This window comes from Pseudomonas aegrilactucae (genome assembly GCF_019168305.1).
In the GTDB taxonomy this organism is placed as follows: Bacteria; Pseudomonadota; Gammaproteobacteria; order Pseudomonadales; family Pseudomonadaceae; genus Aquipseudomonas; species Aquipseudomonas aegrilactucae.
The window spans coordinates 110,839-130,186 of sequence record NZ_JAHTBI010000010.1 but is presented as its reverse complement, the minus strand read 5'-3'; the positions used below and the strand labels follow the sequence as shown (position 1 = coordinate 130,186).

Annotated in this window: 23 protein-coding genes and 1 pseudogene; 9 read left to right on the top strand and 15 right to left on the bottom strand. The window is 62.2% G+C overall.

Annotated elements, in window-relative coordinates:
* Positions 1 to 36 precede the first annotated feature (36 nt).
* Positions 37 to 397, bottom strand: a pseudogene (locus KUO17_RS03800) (MmcQ/YjbR family DNA-binding protein).
* Positions 390 to 1,298: a LysR substrate-binding domain-containing protein gene (locus KUO17_RS03795; RefSeq protein ID WP_217973935.1), complete on the bottom strand. Its 909-nt coding sequence runs from the start codon at positions 1,296 to 1,298 to the stop codon at positions 390 to 392. The pseudogene KUO17_RS03800 and the gene KUO17_RS03795 overlap by 8 nt, the downstream one beginning before the upstream one ends.
* Positions 1,299 to 1,431: 133 nt before the next feature.
* Here KUO17_RS03795 and KUO17_RS03790 point away from each other — a divergent pair, with 133 nt between their 5' ends.
* Positions 1,432 to 2,043 (top strand): FMN-dependent NADH-azoreductase, encoded by a 612-nt coding sequence (locus KUO17_RS03790; RefSeq protein ID WP_217973691.1) that lies wholly within the window; start codon positions 1,432 to 1,434, stop codon positions 2,041 to 2,043.
* A gap of 155 nt (positions 2,044 to 2,198) precedes the next feature.
* Here the strand turns inward: KUO17_RS03790 and KUO17_RS03785 are convergent, their stop codons facing one another.
* Complete coding sequence (locus KUO17_RS03785; protein ID WP_217973689.1) at positions 2,199 to 3,389, bottom strand: MFS transporter; 1,191 nt, start codon at positions 3,387 to 3,389, stop codon at positions 2,199 to 2,201.
* 169 nt (positions 3,390 to 3,558) lie between these two features.
* Positions 3,559 to 5,145, bottom strand: coding sequence for an ABC-F family ATPase (locus KUO17_RS03780; protein WP_217973687.1), 1,587 nt, complete (start codon positions 5,143 to 5,145; stop codon positions 3,559 to 3,561).
* Between the two features lie 678 nt (positions 5,146 to 5,823).
* Between KUO17_RS03780 and KUO17_RS03775 the strand changes: the two genes are divergently transcribed.
* Both KUO17_RS03775 and KUO17_RS03770 read left to right on the top strand, forming a co-directional pair.
* Positions 5,824 to 6,642, top strand: coding sequence for an ETX/MTX2 family pore-forming toxin (locus KUO17_RS03775; protein ID WP_217973686.1), 819 nt, complete (start codon positions 5,824 to 5,826; stop codon positions 6,640 to 6,642).
* A 76-nt stretch (positions 6,643 to 6,718) separates the two neighbouring features.
* Positions 6,719 to 7,777 carry a linear amide C-N hydrolase gene (locus KUO17_RS03770; RefSeq protein WP_217973684.1) on the top strand — a complete coding sequence of 353 codons (1,059 nt, stop codon included), beginning with the start codon at positions 6,719 to 6,721 and terminating at the stop codon, positions 7,775 to 7,777.
* Between the two features lie 407 nt (positions 7,778 to 8,184).
* Here KUO17_RS03770 and KUO17_RS03765 read toward each other — a convergent pair whose 3' ends face one another.
* Together KUO17_RS03765 and KUO17_RS03760 are read right to left on the bottom strand one after the other, a co-directional pair.
* Positions 8,185 to 8,352 (bottom strand): hypothetical protein, encoded by a 168-nt coding sequence (locus tag KUO17_RS03765; protein WP_217973683.1) that lies wholly within the window; start codon positions 8,350 to 8,352, stop codon positions 8,185 to 8,187.
* Positions 8,353 to 8,419: 67 nt separating this feature from the next.
* Positions 8,420 to 8,749 carry a hypothetical protein gene (locus tag KUO17_RS03760; protein WP_217973682.1) on the bottom strand — a complete coding sequence of 110 codons (330 nt, stop codon included), beginning with the start codon at positions 8,747 to 8,749 and terminating at the stop codon, positions 8,420 to 8,422.
* A gap of 113 nt (positions 8,750 to 8,862) precedes the next feature.
* Between KUO17_RS03760 and KUO17_RS03755 the strand changes: the two genes are divergently transcribed.
* The 3 genes from KUO17_RS03755 to KUO17_RS03745 all read left to right on the top strand — a co-directional run bounded on the left by KUO17_RS03755 (position 8,863) and on the right by KUO17_RS03745 (position 10,067).
* Positions 8,863 to 9,483, top strand: coding sequence for a hypothetical protein (locus KUO17_RS03755; RefSeq protein ID WP_217973681.1), 621 nt, complete (start codon positions 8,863 to 8,865; stop codon positions 9,481 to 9,483).
* Between the two features lie 150 nt (positions 9,484 to 9,633).
* Entirely contained in the window at positions 9,634 to 9,789 is a 156-nt protein-coding gene (locus KUO17_RS03750; RefSeq protein ID WP_217973679.1) for a hypothetical protein, read from the top strand.
* Positions 9,790 to 9,890: 101 nt separating this feature from the next.
* Positions 9,891 to 10,067 (top strand): hypothetical protein, encoded by a 177-nt coding sequence (locus KUO17_RS03745; RefSeq protein ID WP_217973677.1) that lies wholly within the window; start codon positions 9,891 to 9,893, stop codon positions 10,065 to 10,067.
* A 154-nt stretch (positions 10,068 to 10,221) separates the two neighbouring features.
* Here the strand turns inward: KUO17_RS03745 and KUO17_RS26515 are convergent, their stop codons facing one another.
* The 4 genes from KUO17_RS26515 to KUO17_RS03730 all read right to left on the bottom strand — a co-directional run bounded on the left by KUO17_RS26515 (position 10,222) and on the right by KUO17_RS03730 (position 11,536).
* On the bottom strand, positions 10,222 to 10,506 hold the full coding sequence (locus tag KUO17_RS26515; RefSeq protein ID WP_255263391.1) for a hypothetical protein: 285 nt from the start codon (positions 10,504 to 10,506) through the stop codon (positions 10,222 to 10,224).
* Positions 10,487 to 10,852: a hypothetical protein gene (locus KUO17_RS26510; protein WP_255263390.1), complete on the bottom strand. Its 366-nt coding sequence runs from the start codon at positions 10,850 to 10,852 to the stop codon at positions 10,487 to 10,489. The genes KUO17_RS26515 and KUO17_RS26510 overlap by 20 nt, the downstream gene beginning before the upstream one ends.
* A 168-nt stretch (positions 10,853 to 11,020) precedes the next feature.
* Positions 11,021 to 11,245, bottom strand: coding sequence for a hypothetical protein (locus KUO17_RS03735; protein ID WP_217973676.1), 225 nt, complete (start codon positions 11,243 to 11,245; stop codon positions 11,021 to 11,023).
* A 63-nt stretch (positions 11,246 to 11,308) separates the two neighbouring features.
* A complete protein-coding gene (locus tag KUO17_RS03730; protein WP_217973675.1) occupies positions 11,309 to 11,536 on the bottom strand; it encodes a hypothetical protein in 228 nt (75 codons plus the stop codon).
* A gap of 64 nt (positions 11,537 to 11,600) precedes the next feature.
* Here KUO17_RS03730 and KUO17_RS03725 point away from each other — a divergent pair, with 64 nt between their 5' ends.
* Entirely contained in the window at positions 11,601 to 12,287 is a 687-nt protein-coding gene (locus KUO17_RS03725; protein ID WP_217973674.1) for a metallophosphoesterase, read from the top strand.
* On the opposite strand, the gene KUO17_RS03720 is transcribed toward KUO17_RS03725, so the two are convergent.
* Positions 12,284 to 12,559 carry a hypothetical protein gene (locus tag KUO17_RS03720; RefSeq protein ID WP_217973673.1) on the bottom strand — a complete coding sequence of 92 codons (276 nt, stop codon included), beginning with the start codon at positions 12,557 to 12,559 and terminating at the stop codon, positions 12,284 to 12,286. The two genes, KUO17_RS03725 and KUO17_RS03720, sit on opposite strands and share 4 nt — an antisense overlap.
* A gap of 160 nt (positions 12,560 to 12,719) precedes the next feature.
* Here KUO17_RS03720 and KUO17_RS03715 point away from each other — a divergent pair, with 160 nt between their 5' ends.
* Positions 12,720 to 13,346, top strand: a complete 627-nt coding sequence (locus KUO17_RS03715; protein WP_217973672.1) for a LysE family translocator — start codon at positions 12,720 to 12,722, stop codon at positions 13,344 to 13,346.
* 3 nt (positions 13,347 to 13,349) lie between these two features.
* Here the strand turns inward: KUO17_RS03715 and KUO17_RS03710 are convergent, their stop codons facing one another.
* Positions 13,350 to 15,782, bottom strand: a complete 2,433-nt coding sequence (locus tag KUO17_RS03710) for an autotransporter family protein (protein WP_217973671.1) — start codon at positions 15,780 to 15,782, stop codon at positions 13,350 to 13,352.
* 191 nt (positions 15,783 to 15,973) lie between these two features.
* Between KUO17_RS03710 and KUO17_RS03705 the strand changes: the two genes are divergently transcribed.
* Positions 15,974 to 16,234, top strand: coding sequence for a DUF1652 domain-containing protein (locus KUO17_RS03705; RefSeq protein ID WP_217973670.1), 261 nt, complete (start codon positions 15,974 to 15,976; stop codon positions 16,232 to 16,234).
* Here KUO17_RS03705 and KUO17_RS03700 read toward each other — a convergent pair whose 3' ends face one another.
* The 3 genes from KUO17_RS03700 to hbdH form a co-directional block, all read right to left on the bottom strand.
* Positions 16,235 to 16,510 carry a peptidylprolyl isomerase gene (locus KUO17_RS03700; RefSeq protein WP_128325339.1) on the bottom strand — a complete coding sequence of 92 codons (276 nt, stop codon included), beginning with the start codon at positions 16,508 to 16,510 and terminating at the stop codon, positions 16,235 to 16,237.
* Between the two features lie 30 nt (positions 16,511 to 16,540).
* On the bottom strand, positions 16,541 to 18,502 hold the full coding sequence (locus KUO17_RS03695; protein ID WP_217973669.1) for an acetoacetate--CoA ligase: 1,962 nt from the start codon (positions 18,500 to 18,502) through the stop codon (positions 16,541 to 16,543).
* 67 nt (positions 18,503 to 18,569) lie between these two features.
* Entirely contained in the window at positions 18,570 to 19,340 is a 771-nt protein-coding gene (gene hbdH / locus KUO17_RS03690; RefSeq protein WP_217973668.1) for a 3-hydroxybutyrate dehydrogenase, read from the bottom strand.
* Positions 19,341 to 19,348 lie beyond the last annotated feature (8 nt).

Below are 19,348 nucleotides of genomic sequence, written 5' to 3'. Positions count from 1 at the left end.
CTGTGGGCTGGCTTGCCAGCGAAGGGGCCATCAGCTTCACAGCAACAACCCCACCTGCGCCCGCTTGGGCAAGCGCCGTACCACCAGCTGGTGCGAGCGGCGCAGCAAGTCCTCAAGCTCCTCACGCCCCATCGCATAAGGCCGCGCCACGCTGATCCAGTGTGCCCTGGCCAGATAAGGAGCTGACCGCACCCCAGGTCGATCCACATACCCCAGGAACAGCTCGTCATCGACCTTGAACGACAGGCCCGCACCGGCCAGGTCCATGACCGCGAACATCTTGCTGCCGGCCACCGAGAACACCCGCACGCCCCCCCCACTTGTAGTCTTCCTGTGCACCCGGCAGGCTCAGGCACAGGGCCGCCACCTGGGCTTCACTCATGTTTCGTTCAGACATAACGCTCTCCACATTCCTCGAACGAGGTCACCAGGTGATCGATCCATGCCCTTACCGCGGGCAACACGCCGCGCCGATGAGGGTACACCGCCTGCAAGTAACCGCCGGGCAACGACCAGTCCGGCAGCAGGCGCACCAGCTCGCCGCGCTGCAGCTCCGCTTCGCAATGCAGGCTCGGCAAGGTAGTGAAACCCAGGCCGGCCAGGGTAGTGGCCTTGCGTACCACAAAGTCGTCGATTGCCAGACGAGCTTCCATGGCCAGGTCATGCTTGTTGCCCTGGCGGTCGAGCAGGCGCAGGTGCACCAGGCGGTCGGCTTCCACCGCGCCCAGCACCGGTAACCGGGCAAGGTCCGAGGGTGATTGAATGGGGTGCGCCGCAGCGAAGGCCGGCGACGCTACCAGCCACATCTGCGCCTGACGCAGGCGCCGGGTGACCAGGGCAGGGTCTTCATCGCCCAGGTCACGCACACGCAGCGCCACATCGATGCCCTCGGTGATCAGGTCGACCCGGCGATTGAGCAGCACCATGTCCAGTTGCACCTGAGGGTACTGTTCGAGAAATCGACTGATCACCACCGGCAGAAACTCGTGTGCCAGCCCTACCGGGCACGATACGCGCAAGCGGCCGCGCGGCTCGCTGGTCATGCTGGCGACGGCCTCGTCGGCCATTTCGGCTTCCAGCAACATGGCCTGGCAATGGCGCAGGTAACGCTCGCCCACGGCGGTGAGCTTCAGTTGCCGGGTGGTGCGTTGCAGCAGGCGTGTGCCCAGGCGCTCCTCCAGCTCGGCGATGCGCCGCGACAGACGCGATTTGGGGATGCCCAGCAAACGGCCGGCAGCCGCGAAGCCGCCGGCTTCCACCACGCGGGCGAAATAGAAGAGGTCATTGAGGTCCTGCATACCTGCCATCGGAGCATTGTCCTGCCAGTGGGACGAAGAAGTGTGAAATTGCGATCTTATCAGCTATTCGCCATCCCGGTAGTATCCTCCCCATCGTGATCGCCGAGCCGCGGTCCTCATTCAGGAGATCCCCATGAAACTGTTGCATATCGATTCCAGCATCCTCGGCGACAACTCGGCTTCGCGCCAGCTCAGCCACAGCGTGGTCGCGGCCTGGCAAGCAAGCGAGCCAGCAGTGGAAGTGGTCTACCGTGACCTGGCCGCCGATGCCATCAGCCATTTCTCCGCCGCCACCCTGGTCGCCGCCGGCACGTCGGACGAACTGCGCGATGCCGCACAGCAGCATGAAGCCAAGCTCAGCAGCGAAACCCTGCAGGAGTTCCTGGCCGCCGATGCCGTGGTGATCGCAGCGCCCATGTACAACTTCACCGTACCGACTCAGCTCAAGGCCTGGATCGACCGCATCGCCGTTGCCGGCCAGACCTTCCGCTACACCGAAGCCGGCCCTGAAGGCCTGTGCGGCAACAAGAAGGTCATCGTGGTGTCGACCTCTGGCGGGTTGCATGTCGGCCAGCCTACCGGCGTAGGCCATGAAGACTTCCTCAAGGTGTTCCTGGGCTTCATCGGCATCACCGACGTGGAGTTCGTGCGCGCCCATGGCCTGGCCTACGGTGACGAGCATCGCAGCAACGCCCTGCAGGCCGCACAGGCGCAGATCGACAGCGAGCTGTTTGCCGCCGCCTGATCATCCTGATGTAAAAAAGCCGACTCCCGGTCATGCCGCGAGTCGGCTTTTCATGCAGCTTTCATTCAGGCGGAGCTGGCCCTGCATGATCTCGCCAGCGCTCTGGCGCGTCCACGCGCTTTTTCACGCGGGTGCTGAGACACGCCCAGCACCCACTAGCGCTTACCGGTACGCTGCAACAGCAGCAAGGTCAGCCCTACACCGAGCAGCGACAACAACGCGGCGACGCAGAAGATCCACGCGTAGCCCAGGTGGGCGGCGATGGCCCCCATCACCGGCCCGGCAATCGCCAGTGCCAGATCGAAGAACACCGCGTAGGCGCCCAGCCCGGCGCCACGGCTGGCACTGGGCACCTGCTTGATCGCCTCGACCCCGAGCGCGGGGTACACCAGCGACAGGCCAAAGCCGCTGAGCCCGGCGCCGAGCAGTGCCACCACCGGTGACGGGGCCAGCCACAGCAGCACCAGGCCGAGTGTCTCCACGCCCATGCACATAATGGCCACGCGGTAGCCACCCCAGCGGCTGACTGCATTGACGAACAACAGGCGCGAGAGGATGAAGCACACCCCAAACGCACTCAGGCACAAGGCCGCGCCGGTCCAGCCGCGCTCCAGGTAGAACAGCGTCACGAAGGTTGTGAGCGTGCCATAGCCGATGGAGGCCAGGGTCAGGCCCACGCCACATGGGGCAACGCGGGCGAACGCGGCCCAGAACGGCAGGCGTTCACCGCGCACCACAGGTACCGAGGGCTTGTTGCGGATTACCAGCAGGGCCAGCCCTGCCAATGCGGTCAGGCTCAGCCCGAGGGTTGCGAAGTTCAGCTCGGCAGCCACGATCACGCCCAGTGGTGCGCCGATGGCGATGGCGCCATACGAGGCGATGCCGTTCCAGGAGATCACCCGTGCGGTGTGTTCGGCGCCGACCTGGCCGATCCCCCAGCTCAGTGTGCCGACGCCGATCAGGCCCTGGGCGACGCCCAGCGCCACGCGGGCGACCAGCAGCACCAGCAGGCTCAGCGCGGGCAGGCTGATTACCAGTGCCGACGCCCAGGTCAACAGCCCGCTGAGGCCGATGCCGAGCAGGCCGTAGATGATTGCGCGCTTGGTGCCCAGGCCGTCGGCGACCCGTCCAGCCATGGGCCGGCTGAGCAGGGTGGCGAGGTATTGCAGGCCAATGGTGAAACCTGCGACCACAGCACTGAACCCCAGCGTGTCATGCACATGGCTGGGCAATACGGCGATAGGCAGGCCGATGCACAGGAAGGCGATGAAGGTATAGAAGACGATCGACAGGATCTGTTGGGTGACCGATTCGGTGTGGGGCAGGGCAGGGGGCGGCGCAGACATGGGCTCGTTCGCGGGCAAGGCTGGAGGCGACCATGATGGCGGGTGGAGGCGGGAAAAGGAAGCAGGCTAACGAATAAGCCTTCGCCAGCAAGGCTGGCTCCTACCCGGCTCGCATGAACGCGACGAACCCTGCAGGAGCCGGCCTTGCCGGCGAAGCTTTGGTGCGGTCTTAGATCACGACACCCTGGCTGCGCAGGTAGTCGTCATAGGTGCCGCTGAAGTCGATCACGCCGCTGGGGCTCAGCTCGATGATGCGCGTGGCCAGCGACGACACGAACTCGCGGTCGTGGCTGACGAACAGCAGCGTGCCCGGGTAGTTCTCCAGCGCCAGGTTGAGCGCCTCGATCGATTCCATGTCCAGGTGGTTGGTCGGTTCGTCCATCACCAGCACGTTGGGCTTTTGCAGGATCAGCTTGCCGAACAGCATGCGGCCTTGCTCACCACCGGAAATCACCTTCACCGACTTGAGGATCTCGTCGTTGGAGAACAGCATGCGCCCCAGCGTGCCGCGGATCATCTGTTCGCCCTGGGTCCACTGGCCCATCCAGTCGAACAGGCTGACGTCATCTTCGAAGTCGTGCGCGTGGTCCTGGGCGTAGTAGCCAAGCTCGGCGCTTTCGGTCCATTTCACTGCACCGGCATCCGGGGTCAGTTCACCGACCAGGGTGCGCAGCAGGGTGGTCTTGCCGATACCGTTGGGGCCGATGATCGCGACGCGCTCGCCGGCTTCGACGGTAAAACTGAAGTTCTCGAACAGCGTCTTGCCGTCGAAGCCCTTGGACATCTTCTCGATGGTCACGGCCTGGCGGTGCAGCTTCTTGGTCTGCTCGAAGCGGATGAACGGGCTGACGCGGCTCGACGGCTTGACTTCGGCCAGTTGGATCTTGTCCATCTGCTTGGCGCGCGAGGTGGCCTGCTTGGCCTTGGAGGCGTTGGCCGAGAAGCGGCTGACGAAGGTCTGCAGCTCGGCGATCTGGGCTTTCTTCTTGGCGTTGTCCGACAGCAGTTGCTCGCGCGACTGGGTGGCGGCGGTCATGTACTCATCGTAGTTGCCCGGGAACAGGCGCAGCTCGCCGTAGTCCAGGTCGGCCATATGGGTGCAGACGCTGTTGAGGAAGTGACGGTCGTGGGAAATGATGATCATGGTGCTGTTACGCGCCGTGAGAATGCTTTCCAGCCAGCGGATGGTGTTGATGTCCAGGTGGTTGGTTGGCTCGTCGAGCAGCAGCACTTCCGGGTCGGAGAACAGCGCCTGGGCCAGCAGCACGCGCAGCTTCCAGCCTGGGGCAACTTCGGTCATCGGGCCGAAATGCTGTTCGAGCGGGATACCCAGGCCCATCAGCAGTTCACCGGCGCGGGATTCGGCGGTGTAGCCGTCCATTTCGGCGAATTCGGTTTCCAGCTCGGCCACGGCCATGCCGTCGGCTTCGGTCATTTCTGGCAGCGAGTAGATGCGATCACGCTCGGCCTTGACCCGCCACAGTTCTTCGTGGCCCATGATCACGGTGTCGATCACGGTAAATTCTTCGTAGGCGAACTGGTCCTGGCGCAGCTTGCCCAGGCGCACGTTCGGCTCGAGCATCACCTGGCCGCCGGACGGCTCCAGGTCGCCGCCGAGGATTTTCATGAAGGTCGACTTGCCACAGCCGTTGGCGCCGATCAGGCCGTAGCGGTTGCCATTGTTGAACTTGACCGAGACGTTCTCGAACAAGGGCTTGGCGCCAAACTGCATGGTGATGTTAGCGGTGGAGATCAAGTGCTTATCCTGCGGAGTATCAAGAGGTGTGTGTAGGTGCCGGCCAGACTCGCGGGCAGACAGCTTGTGCAGCGCCCCCAATCCGAGGAGGAGCCGATCCATTCTGCGTAGGTAGAGGGCAACATCTCGACGCACTGCTCTGGCGGCAATGCAATGAACAGAGGTTCATCCAGCCAGCAGGCACAGAGTTGCGTAGGTGTGGCGCGGGTCGTACTGCCGACGTTCACGGATGCCCGATGCCAGGAGCGCGGGCTTGAAGGCCGAGATTGTATCACTTGGCTGTCTGATTCACATCCTGCCTTTGCCAGGCCGCAACGCAAAAGGGCAGGTCGTGGACACGGGTTACGCGGGAATTCGGGGGGATTCGTCACGCGTCGTGTCTTTTACAGTGCGGGCCAGGCTCTCTCATTGAACCGTACAAGCCGATCTGCAGCGGTAGAAAAAAGGCGGCTACCTTTCTTTCCAGACCAACCAGAAGTAAGCAATTGAAAAAGGTCATATAGGATCGCGCGGAGTAAGCCGAGGCTGCGTTGCTTGTAAGTGAATGCCCTTTCTTTTGTCGGATCTTGATTTTTATTCTGTCCGTGCTTTATTGGTTTGTGTTTCGCTGCTGTTAACAGTCAAGCCAATATCTGCATTGGCAGATGGGCATTTCACTATTTACTAAGGAAAGTGAATATGAGCGTTGTAGATTTGGATGCTATTTTCAAGCGCTACGGTGACTGGTGGTGCAAGCAGAAAGGCGGAAAGTGCGATCGCATGAATCCGGTGCAGTCAGGGTACGAACAGTACAAGATGGTGGTGTCAGACGAACATATTGAATACTACGGAAACCCTAACAAGGTGGTCGTGCCACAAATTGCTTCCCAGCAGGTGCTGGTCAACGCCACCTCTGTTGAACAATCACAGTCTGTGAAGTTTTCCAAAGCCACGTCGAGCACCTTCACCTGGTCCCTCCAGGAGGGCATCAAGCTTGGGATGTCCGTGACCTATAAGGTGGGTGTGGCACCGATCATGTCAGTGGAAACCACTATCAGCGGCGAACTCAGCTTTTCAAGTACGCAAACAAACACGCAGACAGAGACGAAGACATGGGAGGTCGCGCAACCGGTCATTGTCCCTGCCAAAACCCAGGTGCAGTCGGTGCTTATCATTGATGAAAGCAGGGTCACGCAGAACTTTCACAACAAATTTACATTGAGTGGCTCTGTGTGCAGCAACAGCCCCAGCAAAATTGATGGTCACTATTACTGGTTCCATTCGGTTGCTGATATTTTCACCAAATTCCCTCAGGCCGGTTTTACCGTGCGCGGCAATCAGGTTTTTTATTCGGGTGATGGGAGTTTTGATGGCGTGGCAGGTATTGGTACCCGGCTGGAACTTACCGAGAGCCCAATTGGCGATCCGTCCAAAGTATTGAAGGCCTACACGCTTATCCCCGCGACACCAGGTGCCGGCGTGGCGAGACTGGCTGATATTGATTGCGAAACCGCTTGATGCTGCGTGAATGAACAGGCGCGGGCCCTTGTGCCCGCGCCTGTTGATAAAACAGCCCATCCAAGGAATCAAAGGAATGAAACTGTCACCCGCAGCAAAAGGAGTTGCATTGGCTCTGGTTGGATTCTGCTCATCATTACCGGTCGTGCACGCGTGCACACGGCTGGTATACCTTGGGGACAATCAGCAGGTAATGACCGCACGCTCAATGGACTGGACAAAGGATATCGAAACCAACTTGTGGGTATTCCCGCAGGGTATGCACCGCGAGGGGGCGGCAGGGCCACTTTCACTTGTCTGGACCTCTAAATATGGCAGTGTCATTGCGTCGGGGTATGATATTTCCACGACAGATGGCATCAATGAAGTGGGCTTGGCGGCCAACCTGCTCTGGCTGGCCGAGTCAGAGTATCCCGACATTGACCGGGGCAAGGCAGGGCTCAGTGTCGCGGCGTGGGCTCAATATGTATTGGATAATTTCAAGACAGTGGCTGAAGCGGTCGAGTCGCTGGAGGCCAAGCCGCTCCACATCGTGAGCAAACCAGCCCCTGGCGAGACACGCCTGGCGACGTTGCACCTCTCGATATCCGATGCAACAGGCGATAGCGCTATCATCGAGTACATCGGTGGGAGGCAGGTCATTCACCATGCCAGGCGATACCAGGTGATGACGAACTCTCCGGTATTTGAAAAGCAGTTGGAAATGAACGCCTATTGGCAAACCATTGATGGCACAGAGGAGTTGCCGGGTACTAACCGTTCCCCAGATCGCTTTGCTCGGGCCTCGTTCTATGTGAACGCGCTACCCAAGAATCAGGATGCACGGTTTACACTGGCCAGCGTCTTCAGCGTGATCAGAAATGTCTCTGTGCCCTTCGGTTTCACGACGCCAGACCAACCCCTGATTTCGTTCACCCGCTGGCGCACCGTGGTGGATCATAAGCAGAAGCAGTATTTTTTTGAGTCCGCTGTAACCCCTAACACGTTCTGGGTTGACCTGAAGAAGCTTGACTTCAGCAAGGCAACCGGAAAAGTCAGAAAACTGGACCTGGGTCCGCACCAGGCAACGATTTACTCGGGTGAAGTCTCCGCTCACTTCAAGGAGTCCGCACCGTTTGAATTCGAGGGCCTTTGACTTGCCTTGAGTACCTCTGTTGCTTAGAAGGTATTGGCAGTGCTGGAAGACGCGTCGACAAGCGCATCCCTATGCTGGATCACCTTATCGCAACTGACGCTTTCAGTGCTGCCGCGCCAGAGCATACCTGCCCGTGCGGGTTTGTATGGTTAAATGGGCGACCCACAGGAGGACAGACATGAGCAGGACAACGCGCAACCCATTCCTCATCGCAGGCGGCCCAATGACTGCCGTTGGCCTTGGCTTTGCCGCTGTAGGCCTTTCGGGCCAACCGGCATTCGGCTACACCGCAGTGGGCTTGCTCATTCCCGGTGTAGTACTGCTCGCAACGGCGCTCTGGTCAAAGTACCGCCGGGCCTGAGGCCAGCTCCTGGCTGAAACCCCGATGCATCGGCGGCGAATGAGTGTTACTCGCGCCCGCCGAACATCATGTACAACGTGAACAACTCAAACACCGCCACGAACACGCAGAACGCGACAAAGCCGCGGGTAAAGACTCGGCGCGGTTTCCAGTTTGGCGACTGGTAATTGCCCAGTGCCACGAGCAGGTCGGACACAAGCTCAAGCAGCCACATCAGGCATCATCCTTTGGCATGTCAGTAAATTTCCGTAACCGTGTGGCGCCGCTGAATCGAGGCGGCATCAGGCGTTCATCTTCACGGCCAGCAACGCCTGTTCCGGGGTCAGTGGCTTGAGCATGCCTTTGTGGCCCTGCATGTGCAGGTACAGAAAATAATGCCCCTGCCGGTCATGCAGAATGCGATAAACCTGGCCCATCCTGCTCGGGCCTGGGCGTACGACCTGATCCATGAGCAGATCATGCTGCATGATGTTAAACCGCTGCAACGCCGCCGCCAGGTCTTCTTCAACGCGCAGCTCCCAGCGCCGAGTGTTGCCCAGGCGCCAGACCACTGATAGAAAGATGACCAGCATTAAGCCTGATACGGCAAGATGCCTTAGAACGTGTTCCAACCCGCAACTCCCTGTCATGTGGCCATGTCATCTGGCAAGCAACCCCTCGTGTCATACGCTGCTGTGGGGGGGGCCTGCGTCGGCAAGGCTATCACAGTGTAAGGATGTGCCTGATGGCAAGAACTATTGTGTCTGCCGGGACCACCTTGGCGATGCTGCTGGGCATGTGTGCTGCAGCGGCGGCACAGGATAACCTCTTCAAGGACTTTACCTACGGTTCGCCGCAAAAAGCCTACACCGCGGCCAAGGGCTTTTATGACTGTACCGAGTACGTCGGCGCTGCCGCGATGTGCAAGGACGACGTCGATTTCAACGGCGAGAAATTTTCCCTTGCGCTGTTTTTCTCAGACGCCAAGCTCACGACTGTTTCGCTGGTGAGCAGGTTCGACCAGGACCTGTATGCGTCTGCCCTAGGGGCGCTGAGGCAGTCGCTCACGCTCGTGGCAATGTCCGATGGCAAGACGCAACTGGACCTTTTTGAGCTGAAATGGCGGTCGCCAGACCAAGAGGACTATGCAGCCAGGCTCTCCAGCTATGAACGTGCCGGCGCGAAGTCCGGTGACTTCACCTACACCTTTCTTGAAGGTGTCGATGTCCGCAGTAATTACCCCAGCATGAGTGCAATGCTGTCTGCTTCAGTGCGCAGCATTCGCGCTGCCGAACTCTTGCTGACCGGCCAGGGGGAAGACGCCGGCGTGGTCATAAATTTCTCCAGGCAAGGCGGGCGTCGCTGATACACGCCAACGCATCAATCAAGGCCCAAGGCCGCGATGACAAGGCGTTGCTGGCGGCAGATCACCTGGAGAGACGTGGCGTGCTATGGAACAGCTGTGCAGTCTGGTTAAATACCGGCCCTACTTCCAGCAACACTGCGGACACCACCGATGAACGATGACCTCCATGAACCCGAACACGATCACCTGCTCGATCACGAGTTTCATGATGACCATGGCGTGTGCGAGCAGGAAGTCGACCCGCTGTTCGATGACGAGGAGGATGACGCCTGGGGATTGCTGGACGATGTCGAGCACGATCAGTAACGGCTGAACCGGGCCCATTCGTCGCCTCGCACGCACCACTTCACTGCAGTGCTCTCGAACCATTGAGGCCCGGCTTTTCCGGGGCTCATGGCGAGGTGAATATGACTGACCAATCGATTGCCCAAGGACAAGACCCTGCTCAGCCTTCGGAGCCCGAAGACATCGACCCGCTTGGACGCCCGCAGGTGGTGCCTGAGGACCGACCCGAGGATTGGAAGGACCCCGCCAGTGGCGATGGGGTGCCAGACGATGAAGACATGCCACTGCCCAATGACTGATGGCAAAAAGCCCGGCGCAATGCCGGGCTTTTCAGATTATCCCCCAGCGGCGGTGAGCCTGATCGGGTAGTGTACGGCTAGGTCATGGTCGGCGCTCAGCATGACGCACCGTCCTGAATGGACCCCTTGTCCAGCACGTCCTTGCAGGCGTGGATTACTTGACGTCGCCGTTGTAGAACACGCTGGCCTTGCCTTCCTTCTTCACGGTCAGCTTGTTGCCCTCGGCCAGTGCCTCGACGTTCTCGGAGCAGCCATCGATCTCGGTCTTGCCGGTGACCGATTCCGAGGCGCTGTCATAGGTGAACGCATAGGTGGTGGCGGGGCAGGACATGCCCGATTCACCGGTCGATACCACCAGCAGGTACTTGCCGCCAAAGGCATAGGCCTTTTCTACGCCGACATAGGTGGTGAGGTCGACATCATCGACCACGAACTCCATGACGTTGACCACACCGGCACGGGAGACGTAGTTGATCGCGGCGCCCCCCCATTTCACGGGTGTCCAGGGTGAATACACCGCCGACCTGGTCGTCACTGATCGCCATCGGCGTGTAGGCCATCGACGGCGCGGCAGGGGCTTGCAGGGCAGGCTCAGGCTTGGCGCCGGTGAGGTTGGCGGCCGACTGTGGCGAGGTGCAGACACCCGCTTCGCAGATCCGATCGCCCTTGCAGTCGGTGTCCTTGTGGCACTGGGCCGTTGCGCTGCCGGTTGTCGAGGATTCTGGCTGTTTGTCACAGCCGACCAAAGCCAGCGCCGCAATGGCAAGTGCGTAGAAAAGCTTCATGATTACATTCATTCCCTGATCGGTGATGGAGAGGCGACGGGGAATTTAATGTGCTTTGAGTGATATTGCCAGGCCATTATCCCTGGCGGCTACCCGGCAACTGGGGCACGAGTGAGTGCGCTGCAATGGCAGCGCGCACCTGGCAAACAGTGGGCTTACCCGCAAGTGCTAGCGAAACCGGGGTAGCGGGCGATCCAGCGTCAGCGTGGTCAGGGTCTTTTTCACCAGCACCTCGTCGGCTTCGACAGCTTTGAGTGTGTCGCGGATCTTGCCCGCTACAGGGATGTCGCCCTGACGGTCGATCCAGTCGGCAATTTCCTTGCAGGCCACAGCCAAACGGTCCTGGCGGTGGTTGATCAGGGTCAGCAGGGTGGTGATCTCTTTGTCGGACATGGTGTATTCCTCCCGTCAGCGAACTAAGTGTAGCAGCCAGCCGCGAAACGTCCCGGGGCACCCTCAGTCGGATTTACCACGCACGATACGCCCGTCCTTGACCTCGTCGGCGTAGGCCTTGAGCTTGTCCGAGTCGCGGTAAAGGCGGTTCATCAGGTGCAGTACCGCCACCACGTCCACATCCTTGATGCGCTCTGCCAGCTTGCTGATTTCACCCGCCGTACGCTCCAGGCTGGTCGCCACCAGCTTAAGGTCGCGCTTGAGTTCGGCGGAGGATTTCTTGATGCCCATGGGTGACGATTCCCTCAAAAAGCGCCAGTCTAACAGGTGTGCAACCGTCCGAAGAGGAGCGAGCATGAACGGTGTACAGCGCCTGAGCGCCAATCCACGCGGTCGCGACCTTGCAGTCGGTGATGTGCACGGGCATTTTGCGCGCCTGCAACAGGCGCTGGATGCTGTTGGCTTCGACCCTGTCACCGACCGCCTTTTCAGTGTGGGCGACCTGGTCGATCGCGGCCCGCACAGTGAACAGGCCCTGGCCTGGCTGAGCCTGCCCTGGTTTCATGCCGTGCAGGGTAATCACGAGGCGTTGGCCATTGCCCATGTGCGTGGCCAGTGGCTGGACCGTGGCCTGTACCGGGCCAGTGGCGGCGGCTGGTTTCTTGACCTGGACGCGAAGCTTCAGGCTCGGTTCGCGGCGGCGTTCGAACGGATGCCGCTGGCCCTGCAACTGGACACGGCCGAGGGCCTGATCGGCTTGCTGCACGCTGATTGTCCGTTCGCCCACTGGCAGTCGTTATGCGAGCACTTCAAGCACGCGCCAGCGGCCGATATCCAAGAGGTCTGCCAGTGGTCGCGACGGCGCCTGCAGCAGGACGATGCGTCTGGTGTGGGCGGTCTGCGCGCGCTGGTGGTCGGGCATACACCACTGCGCGAGGTGCGGGTGCTGGGCAATGTCTGGCATATCGATACAGCTGGCTGGGCCAGCGGCCATTTCAGCCTGCTGGACCTTGCCCACCTCACGCTGGTCAACCCACGTTAGATGAACCACCACGGTTCGCCGTTGGGCTTGGTCGGACGCTTGCGCAACTGGCGCAGGGCATACCAAGCCAGGATCACACCGACTATGGCCATCCCGGCGCAGAACACCAGATTCGCTGTAATCGTGAGGTAAAAGGCATCGGCGTTATCGCGCAGCGTGTACACCACATGCCGTCCGCCACCGATCCGGTGATTGATGTAGCCGTGTACGCTGCCGATGGACAGGAAGTACAGATTCACCGCCACCAGCCCGACGGCGATGATGATCAGCAAGGCCCCTATCACAAAGAACTCAATCAACGGGCACGCCCCACGCGCTGCGTTCGAACATCGTTGCCTCCTTGGCGGCTGTCGGGAAAGCACGCGATCATACCCTACTTGACGGGCACCGGCGGTGCCTCGACACTCGCTGCTCAAGCCGCTGGAGCCTGCCATGGACCTCGCCACCCTCGCATTGTTCGTCCCCGCCTGTTTTGCGCTGAATATGGCACCGGGCCCCAACAACTTGCTGTCGCTCAACAACGCCAGCCGTTATGGCCTGCATACCGCCTGCGTGGCCGGCGCCGGTCGCCTGCTGGCATTCGCCGGCATGATCGTGCTGGCCGCCATGGGCCTGGCAGTGGTGTTGCACACCAGCGAATACCTGTTCCTGCTGGTCAAGGTGCTGGGCGCCGGCTACCTGTTCTACATTGCCTGGCAATTGTGGCGGGCCCCGGTAGGCGAGGCGGCGCAGGCCGACGGGCGCACCCTGGGGACGTTGCACCTGGCGCGTCAGGAATTCCTGGTGGCCGCTGGCAACCCGAAGGCGATCCTTATCTTTACCGCCTTCCTGCCGCAATTCGTCAATGTCGCCAGCCCTACGCCGGTGAGCGAGCAGTTCGCCTGGCTGGGCGGTCTGTTCCTGCTGCTGGAGTGGGTCGCCATTGCGCTCTACGGCTGGCTGGGTGCCTATATGCAGCGCTGGTTCAGCCAGCCCGGGCCGCGCCGTGTGTTCAACCGTGTCAGTGCCACGCTGTTGAGCGTGGCCGGGGCAGGACTGTTGGCCGCGCGGCGCGCCTGAACGTCACCAGCTCACCCGCAGGCCCAGGGTGCCGCCCACCGACGCCTGTTGGCGACTATCGAGGTTGGCGCTGTAGTTGGCCCCGGCGTAGACCGCCACGGCGGGGCTCAACTGCGCACTCAAGCCAGCGCCGATCTCCATCCAGGTGCCGGCCTGATCGGTGCTGATCGGGTTGATCGAGTCAAACGCGAGGGTGTCGTGGCCGCCGAAGCTACGCCACAGGTTGCTGCGCACAACGGGTTGCAGGGCAACACCGCCAGCCATGTAGTGGCCCCTCACGCGGGCTCCCAGGCGCCCCGTCCATTGGGTCTGGCTACGCTGGCTCACACGCGAGATGCCGTCGCTGCGGGTATCGAACTCGACGTTCTGGGCAATCAGTTGCAGTTGCGGTTCGATCACCCAGCGATCCCTCAGCGCCAGCGGATAGCCCGTTTCCACCGATGCCGCCAGCGCATGGCCGTTCAGGTCGAGCTTCACCCCGCGCTCTGAACGGGCCCGACCCTGCAGGTCGGTGTATTGCAGCACCGTGTCCAGGTACCACTGTTGCGGCGCCATCAGCGTCCAGTAGGCCCCCACACTGTCACCGTCGAGCTTGATGTCGCCCACCGCGGTGTCGACGAAACCCAAGGCAAAGCCTTTGACAGCACCGCTGAGCCGCGTGTGGCTGATCGACACGCCGACGTGCTGGCGATAGCCGCTGTCGGTGCGCCGCGCGTATAGGTCATGGCCCACCTGAAACCCACTCAGATTACCCGCCAGGCTGGGCGAGACGGTACCTGACCAGTGCCGGCGCACGTGCTCGCCGAACGTACGCCCCCAGCCCGCGGCCACTGCGCCGTCTTCCTTGAGCAGCGTCTGCTCGCCCTGGCGCTGGTGGAAGGTGGCCAGGCTGGTGCGTGTAATCAAGGCCGCCGCGCGGCTGGCAGTGGCATACACCGGTACCTCGGCGCGATACAGCACGATGGGGTGGCCGGCCGTTGCGCCAGGCAGCAGTGGGGTGCCCGGCGCGGCGACAGGCACCGACGGCGCAGGCTGCCCCGGCGGTGGCGCAGCCACCACGCTCGAACGCAGGTACCAGCTGTTCTCGCTGTCGGCGGTCACGCCGCCTTTGAACAGGTAATACTGATAAGGTCCGGCCGACAGTGGCTGCCCCAGGCTGAACGCCGTCGCGCTGCTGGTCGTGCCGGCGGCGGCCCTTACCACTTCGATGCCGTTGGCAGACGTGGTTGCACCACGCCCGCCCAGGTTGGTGATGTCGAGGCGGGTAGCGCCCTCCAGCGTGCCCTGGTGTATCACCAGCCTGTCGGATGCTGCGCCGTCGCCTGCCAGCACGCTGTTGAGCCGCAGCACGGCGTTGTTGCCCACGTAGTGGCCGTTGAGCGCCAGTTGACCCTGTGCGTCAGCGCCGCTGCCGAGGTCGATGACCCCGGCATTTTTGACCGTCACCTGCTGGCCGGATGTGACGGCTGTGACCTGCCCGCTGCGGGAGATCAGCTGGCTACCGGCATCGATCTGCAATGTACCGGTGCGCGTGCCGACATCGCCCAGCACAAGGGTATCGTCGAGGGTAAAGGCCGAGGCGCTGCGCAGGGTGACGTGTTCCCAGCCGACGTAACGGGCGCCCACGCTGGTTCGAGTGTTATCCAGCAGCAGGCTGTCGGTGCCCAGGCCCGCGTCCAGTTGCCGGGTCAGCCCCAGGCGGTGCTCATCGAGATTGACCAGCAGGGCCTGATCATCGCCTTCGCCCATCTGCACCGTGCCGTACACGATACCGCCCTCACGCCAGACCAACTGGTCGTTGCCAAAACTGAGCAGCACATTGCCAAGCACCTCGGTGCCGGTCAGGGTGATACGGTCATCGCCACCGCTGAGGCTGACGTTGCCGCCGATCCGCCCGCCGCTGAGCAGGGCGGTGTCCTTGCCGAATCCGGCCACCAGGTTGCCGTCGATCACGCCACCCGACATGTCGAACAGGTTGTTGTCCAGCTTCATGTCGACACGGCCGATACGTCCGCCGCTCATGCGCGCCACGTCACCGTCCTCGAACGCGCCGACGATGCGCCCGCCGCTCATGTCGAACAGGTCGCGGCTGTTGCCCTGCTGCAGTGCCTGAATCTGTCCGCCGCTCATGATGAACGTGTCGACGCCCGCGCCCTGGTCGACGACCCCGCCAATGGTGCCCGATGCGATCTCGACGTGGTCTGCCCCCGCACCAAAGATCACGTTGCCGACGATCGTGCCGGTACCGTCGGCCGGCATCAGCAGGCTGTTGTTGCCGTTCAGGTCGGTCAAGGCAGGCGCGTTGCCGCTGCTGCACACATAGCGGTCGTTGCCGCTATCCGGGCCGAACAAGCAGGCAGCCTGGGCCGTGGACAGCATCGACAATGGGCCGAGCAGTGGCACGCCGGCCAGGAGCACACGCCACGCAGCGCTCATGGCGTTTCCTCGCGAGTCAGTGTGGCTTCTGTGATACAGGCACTTACCCACTGTCACAACTGGCATAAATGTCAGGTGGCGCGCGAAACCGGGTGTGATATCAGAAAAGGTTCTGAGCAACCGGACGGCGCTGGCCTACGCTCTCTCAGGACGTGCGGTGCATCACCGCCCACTGCCAGGGAGACAGGGATATGTTATCCACGCTGGAACTGAGCAACATCATCGAAAGCAGATTTTTACCGGTACGCTGTCGTTGTACGCAGGCGTCGGACCACTCCTTGACCGTACAGCTGTACGACAGCCGCTTTCAGCGCATCGACCTGCAGGTTACCGGTATCAGCGCTGCGCAGCTCAACAGCAACCGTGCGATCACCAACCTGGTCTCGGGCCTGCGCCGTGACCTCATCGACAAGCAGACGGCCCTGGCACGCCAGGCCCACGACAGTCTCTAGTCAGTCGCGATAGAACACCTGCACCAGATGGTAGCCGAACTTGCTCTTGATCGGCCCGTGTACCACCCGCAGCGGCTTCTTGAAAATGACCTGGTCGATGGCACCGACCATCTGTCCGGGACGCACCTCGCCCAGGTCGCCGCCGCGCTTGCCGGAAGGGCAGGTGGAGTGCTTTTTGGCCAGCACATCGAAGGCTTCGCCCTTGGCGATGCGTTGCTTGAGTTGCTCTGCCTCTTCGGCGGTCTTGACCAGGATATGGCGGGCCTGTGCTTTCATGGTGCCTCGGGTGCAGGTAAAAGCCGCTGATTATGCCTGATCGCGCAGTTCGGCGCGGTCTCGAAAGTGTGCCAGCGCCTCGGGGTTGGCCAGCGCATCGGTGTTTTTCACCGCCAGGCCGTGCACCACATTGCGCACTGCAAGTTCCACGACCTTGCCGCTGATGGTGCGCGGAACGTCCGCAACCTGCACGATCACCGCCGGCACGTGACGGGCACTGGTGTTGGCGCGAATCACCTGGCGCAGGTGCGCCTGCAACGCGTCATCCAGGCTCAGCCCCTCACGCAGGCGCACGAACAGCACCACCCGCACATCGCCTTGCCATTGCTGACCGATGGCCACGCTTTCCAGTACCTGTTCGACCGTTTCCACCTCGCGGTAGATTTCGGCGGTGCCAATACGCACGCCGCCGGGGTTGAGCACCGCGTCCGAGCGTCCATGGATCAACATGCCGCCCTGCGCGGTTTCCTCGGCGTAATCGCCCTGCGCCCACACCCCCGGGAACTGTTCGAAGTAGGCGGCCTTGAACCGTGAGCCGTCGGGGTCGTTCCAGAACCCCAACGCCATGGCCGGGAAGTGCCGGGTGCACACCAGCTCACCTTTTTCACCGACCACACGCCGGCCATCGTCGTCCCACACCTCGACGGCCATGCCCAGGCTCTTGCACTGGATCTCGCCACGGCGAACCGGCAGCACCGGGTTGCCGATGACGAAGCAGGAGACGATATCGGTGCCGCCGGACATCGAGGCCAGGCACACATCAGCCTTCATGTGCCGGTACACGTAGTCATAACTTTGTGGCGACAGTGGCGAGCCGGTGCACAGCAGCAACCGCAGCGCGTCCAGGCGGTGGCTGCTGTGCGGTTGCAAACCGGCTTGCTCAAGCGCCGCCAGGTACTTGGCACTGGTACCGAACACGCTGATGCCTTCGGCGTCGACCAGGTCCAGCAGGCGTGCGGGGCCGGGATGAAAGGGTGAGCCGTCATACAGCACCAGCGTTGCCCCCAGGGCCAGGCCACTGACCAGCCAGTTCCACATCATCCAGCCGCAGGTGGTGTAGTAGAACAGGCAGTCGTCGGCGCGCAGGTCATTGTGCAGGCCGTGTTCCTTCAGGTGCTGCAACAGCACGCCGCCGGCGCTGTGCACGATGCATTTGGGCACCCCGGTGGTGCCGCTGGAATAGAGGATGTACAGCGGATGATCGAACGGCAGCGCGGTGAACCGCGGCTCGCCGCCCGCCTGATAGAAGTCGTCCCACAGGCTGACCGTGGCGGCGCACACGAAGTCTTCGACACGGGCCTGAGTGTGGGTATAAGGCACCACCAGCAGGTGCTCGAGGCTGGGCAACTGCGCCAGCACCTGGTTGATCTTGTCGACCTGGCTCAGCGCCTTGCCGGCGTACTCATAACCGGCACACACCAGCAACAGCCTGGGTTCGATCTGGCCAAAGCGATCGATGATGCCGTGGGTGCCGAACTCCGGCGAGGAGCACGACCACACCGCACCGAGGCTGGTGCAGGCGAGCATCGCCACCAGCGTCTGCCAGGTATTGGGCATGCAGGCCGCCACACGGTCGCCGATGCCGATACCGGCGGCTTGCAGGCTGCGCTGCAGGCCGGCCACTTCGGCGGCCAGTTGCGCGTGGCTGAGGCTGTGGCGCGTGCCGTCCTCACGCAGGCTGATAAGCGCCGGGTGGCTGTCGCGGCGGCGTAACAGGTGTTCGGCGAAGTTCAACGTGGCCGAAGGGAACCAGCGTGCGTCCGGCATCTGTGGCCCTTCCTCCAGCACCTGGCTGGGCGGGGTATGCCACTGTACGTCGAAGGTCTGGGCGATAGCCTGCCAGAAGGCCGGGCGCTGCTCGATGCTCCAGCGGTGCAGCGCCGCGTAGTCGGCAAGCTCCAGCCCGTACTGGTGGTTGATTGCACGGCGCAGCTGGTCCATTCGACTGGCCTTCACCTGTGCCTCAGTGGGTTGCCACAACACGTCGTTCATCCGTATTCACCTTGCATGGCTTTTTCACTCGGGTGTGGCGTTCTTGCCGGTCAGCGGTGCCTGCGCTTCATTGGGCCAGCCAGCCGCCATCGATGTTCCAGGCCGCGCCACGCACCTGGCTACCGGCGTCGCTACACAGAAACAATACCAGTTCACCCAGGTGCTGGGGCGTGACGAAGGCGAGGGAGGGCTGCTTCTCGGCCAGCAGATCGTGCTGCGCCTGCGCCGGCTCTATGCCGCCGGCTGCACGGTCGTCGATCTGCTTCTGCACCAGCGGCGTGAGTACCCAGCCTGGGCAGATGGCGTTGCAGGTGATGTGGCTGGTGGCGGTTTCCAGCCCCACCACCTTGGTCAGGCCCACCACGCCGTGCTTGGCGGCCACATACGCGGCCTTGCCCACGGAGCCGACCTGGCCATGCACCGAGGCAATGTTCACGATGCGCCCCCAGTTGCGCTGGCGCATGCCCGGCAAGGCCAGGCGGGTGCTGTGGAACACCGCCGAGAGGTTGAGGGCGATGATCGCGTCCCAACGCTCCACCGGGAACGCCTCGACCGGCGCCACATGCTGGATGCCGGCATTGTTGACGAGAATGTCGACCCCACCGAACTCACGCTCGGCATAGGCGAACAGCTCGCCCAATTGTTCCACGCAGCCCAGGTCGGCTGGGTGATGGCCCACCCGCGTGCCGTGGCGGCCGACCTCGGCCAGCGCAGCGCTGGCGTCGCCGAAGCCATTGAGAATCACGTCCGCACCCGCGCCGGCCAGCACCTGGGCAATGCCCAGGCCGATACCGCTGGTGGACCCGGTAACCAGTGCGACTTTTCCGGAAAGGTTCATGTGTGGCT

Excerpts from the sequence above, each read along its gene's own strand:
- KUO17_RS03795 (WP_217973935.1), bottom strand. The coding sequence starts at position 1,298 with ATGCAGGACCTCAATGACCTCTTCTATTTCGCCCGCGTGGTGGAAGCC.
- KUO17_RS03790 (WP_217973691.1), top strand. The coding sequence starts at position 1,432 with ATGAAACTGTTGCATATCGATTCCAGCATCCTCGGCGACAACTCGGCT.
- KUO17_RS03785 (WP_217973689.1), bottom strand. The coding sequence starts at position 3,389 with ATGTCTGCGCCGCCCCCTGCCCTGCCCCACACCGAATCGGTCACCCAA.
- KUO17_RS03775 (WP_217973686.1), top strand. The coding sequence starts at position 5,824 with ATGAGCGTTGTAGATTTGGATGCTATTTTCAAGCGCTACGGTGACTGG.
- KUO17_RS03770 (WP_217973684.1), top strand. The coding sequence starts at position 6,719 with ATGAAACTGTCACCCGCAGCAAAAGGAGTTGCATTGGCTCTGGTTGGA.
- KUO17_RS03765 (WP_217973683.1), bottom strand. The coding sequence starts at position 8,352 with ATGTGGCTGCTTGAGCTTGTGTCCGACCTGCTCGTGGCACTGGGCAAT.
- KUO17_RS03755 (WP_217973681.1), top strand. The coding sequence starts at position 8,863 with ATGGCAAGAACTATTGTGTCTGCCGGGACCACCTTGGCGATGCTGCTG.
- KUO17_RS03750 (WP_217973679.1), top strand. The coding sequence starts at position 9,634 with ATGAACGATGACCTCCATGAACCCGAACACGATCACCTGCTCGATCAC.
- KUO17_RS03745 (WP_217973677.1), top strand. The coding sequence starts at position 9,891 with ATGACTGACCAATCGATTGCCCAAGGACAAGACCCTGCTCAGCCTTCG.
- KUO17_RS26515 (WP_255263391.1), bottom strand. The coding sequence starts at position 10,506 with ATGGAGTTCGTGGTCGATGATGTCGACCTCACCACCTATGTCGGCGTA.
- KUO17_RS26510 (WP_255263390.1), bottom strand. The coding sequence starts at position 10,852 with ATGAAGCTTTTCTACGCACTTGCCATTGCGGCGCTGGCTTTGGTCGGC.
- KUO17_RS03735 (WP_217973676.1), bottom strand. The coding sequence starts at position 11,245 with ATGTCCGACAAAGAGATCACCACCCTGCTGACCCTGATCAACCACCGC.
- KUO17_RS03730 (WP_217973675.1), bottom strand. The coding sequence starts at position 11,536 with ATGGGCATCAAGAAATCCTCCGCCGAACTCAAGCGCGACCTTAAGCTG.
- KUO17_RS03725 (WP_217973674.1), top strand. The coding sequence starts at position 11,601 with ATGAACGGTGTACAGCGCCTGAGCGCCAATCCACGCGGTCGCGACCTT.
- KUO17_RS03715 (WP_217973672.1), top strand. The coding sequence starts at position 12,720 with ATGGACCTCGCCACCCTCGCATTGTTCGTCCCCGCCTGTTTTGCGCTG.
- KUO17_RS03710 (WP_217973671.1), bottom strand. The coding sequence starts at position 15,782 with ATGAGCGCTGCGTGGCGTGTGCTCCTGGCCGGCGTGCCACTGCTCGGC.
- KUO17_RS03705 (WP_217973670.1), top strand. The coding sequence starts at position 15,974 with ATGTTATCCACGCTGGAACTGAGCAACATCATCGAAAGCAGATTTTTA.
- KUO17_RS03700 (WP_128325339.1), bottom strand. The coding sequence starts at position 16,510 with ATGAAAGCACAGGCCCGCCATATCCTGGTCAAGACCGCCGAAGAGGCA.
- KUO17_RS03695 (WP_217973669.1), bottom strand. The coding sequence starts at position 18,502 with ATGAACGACGTGTTGTGGCAACCCACTGAGGCACAGGTGAAGGCCAGT.
- hbdH (WP_217973668.1), bottom strand. The coding sequence starts at position 19,340 with ATGAACCTTTCCGGAAAAGTCGCACTGGTTACCGGGTCCACCAGCGGT.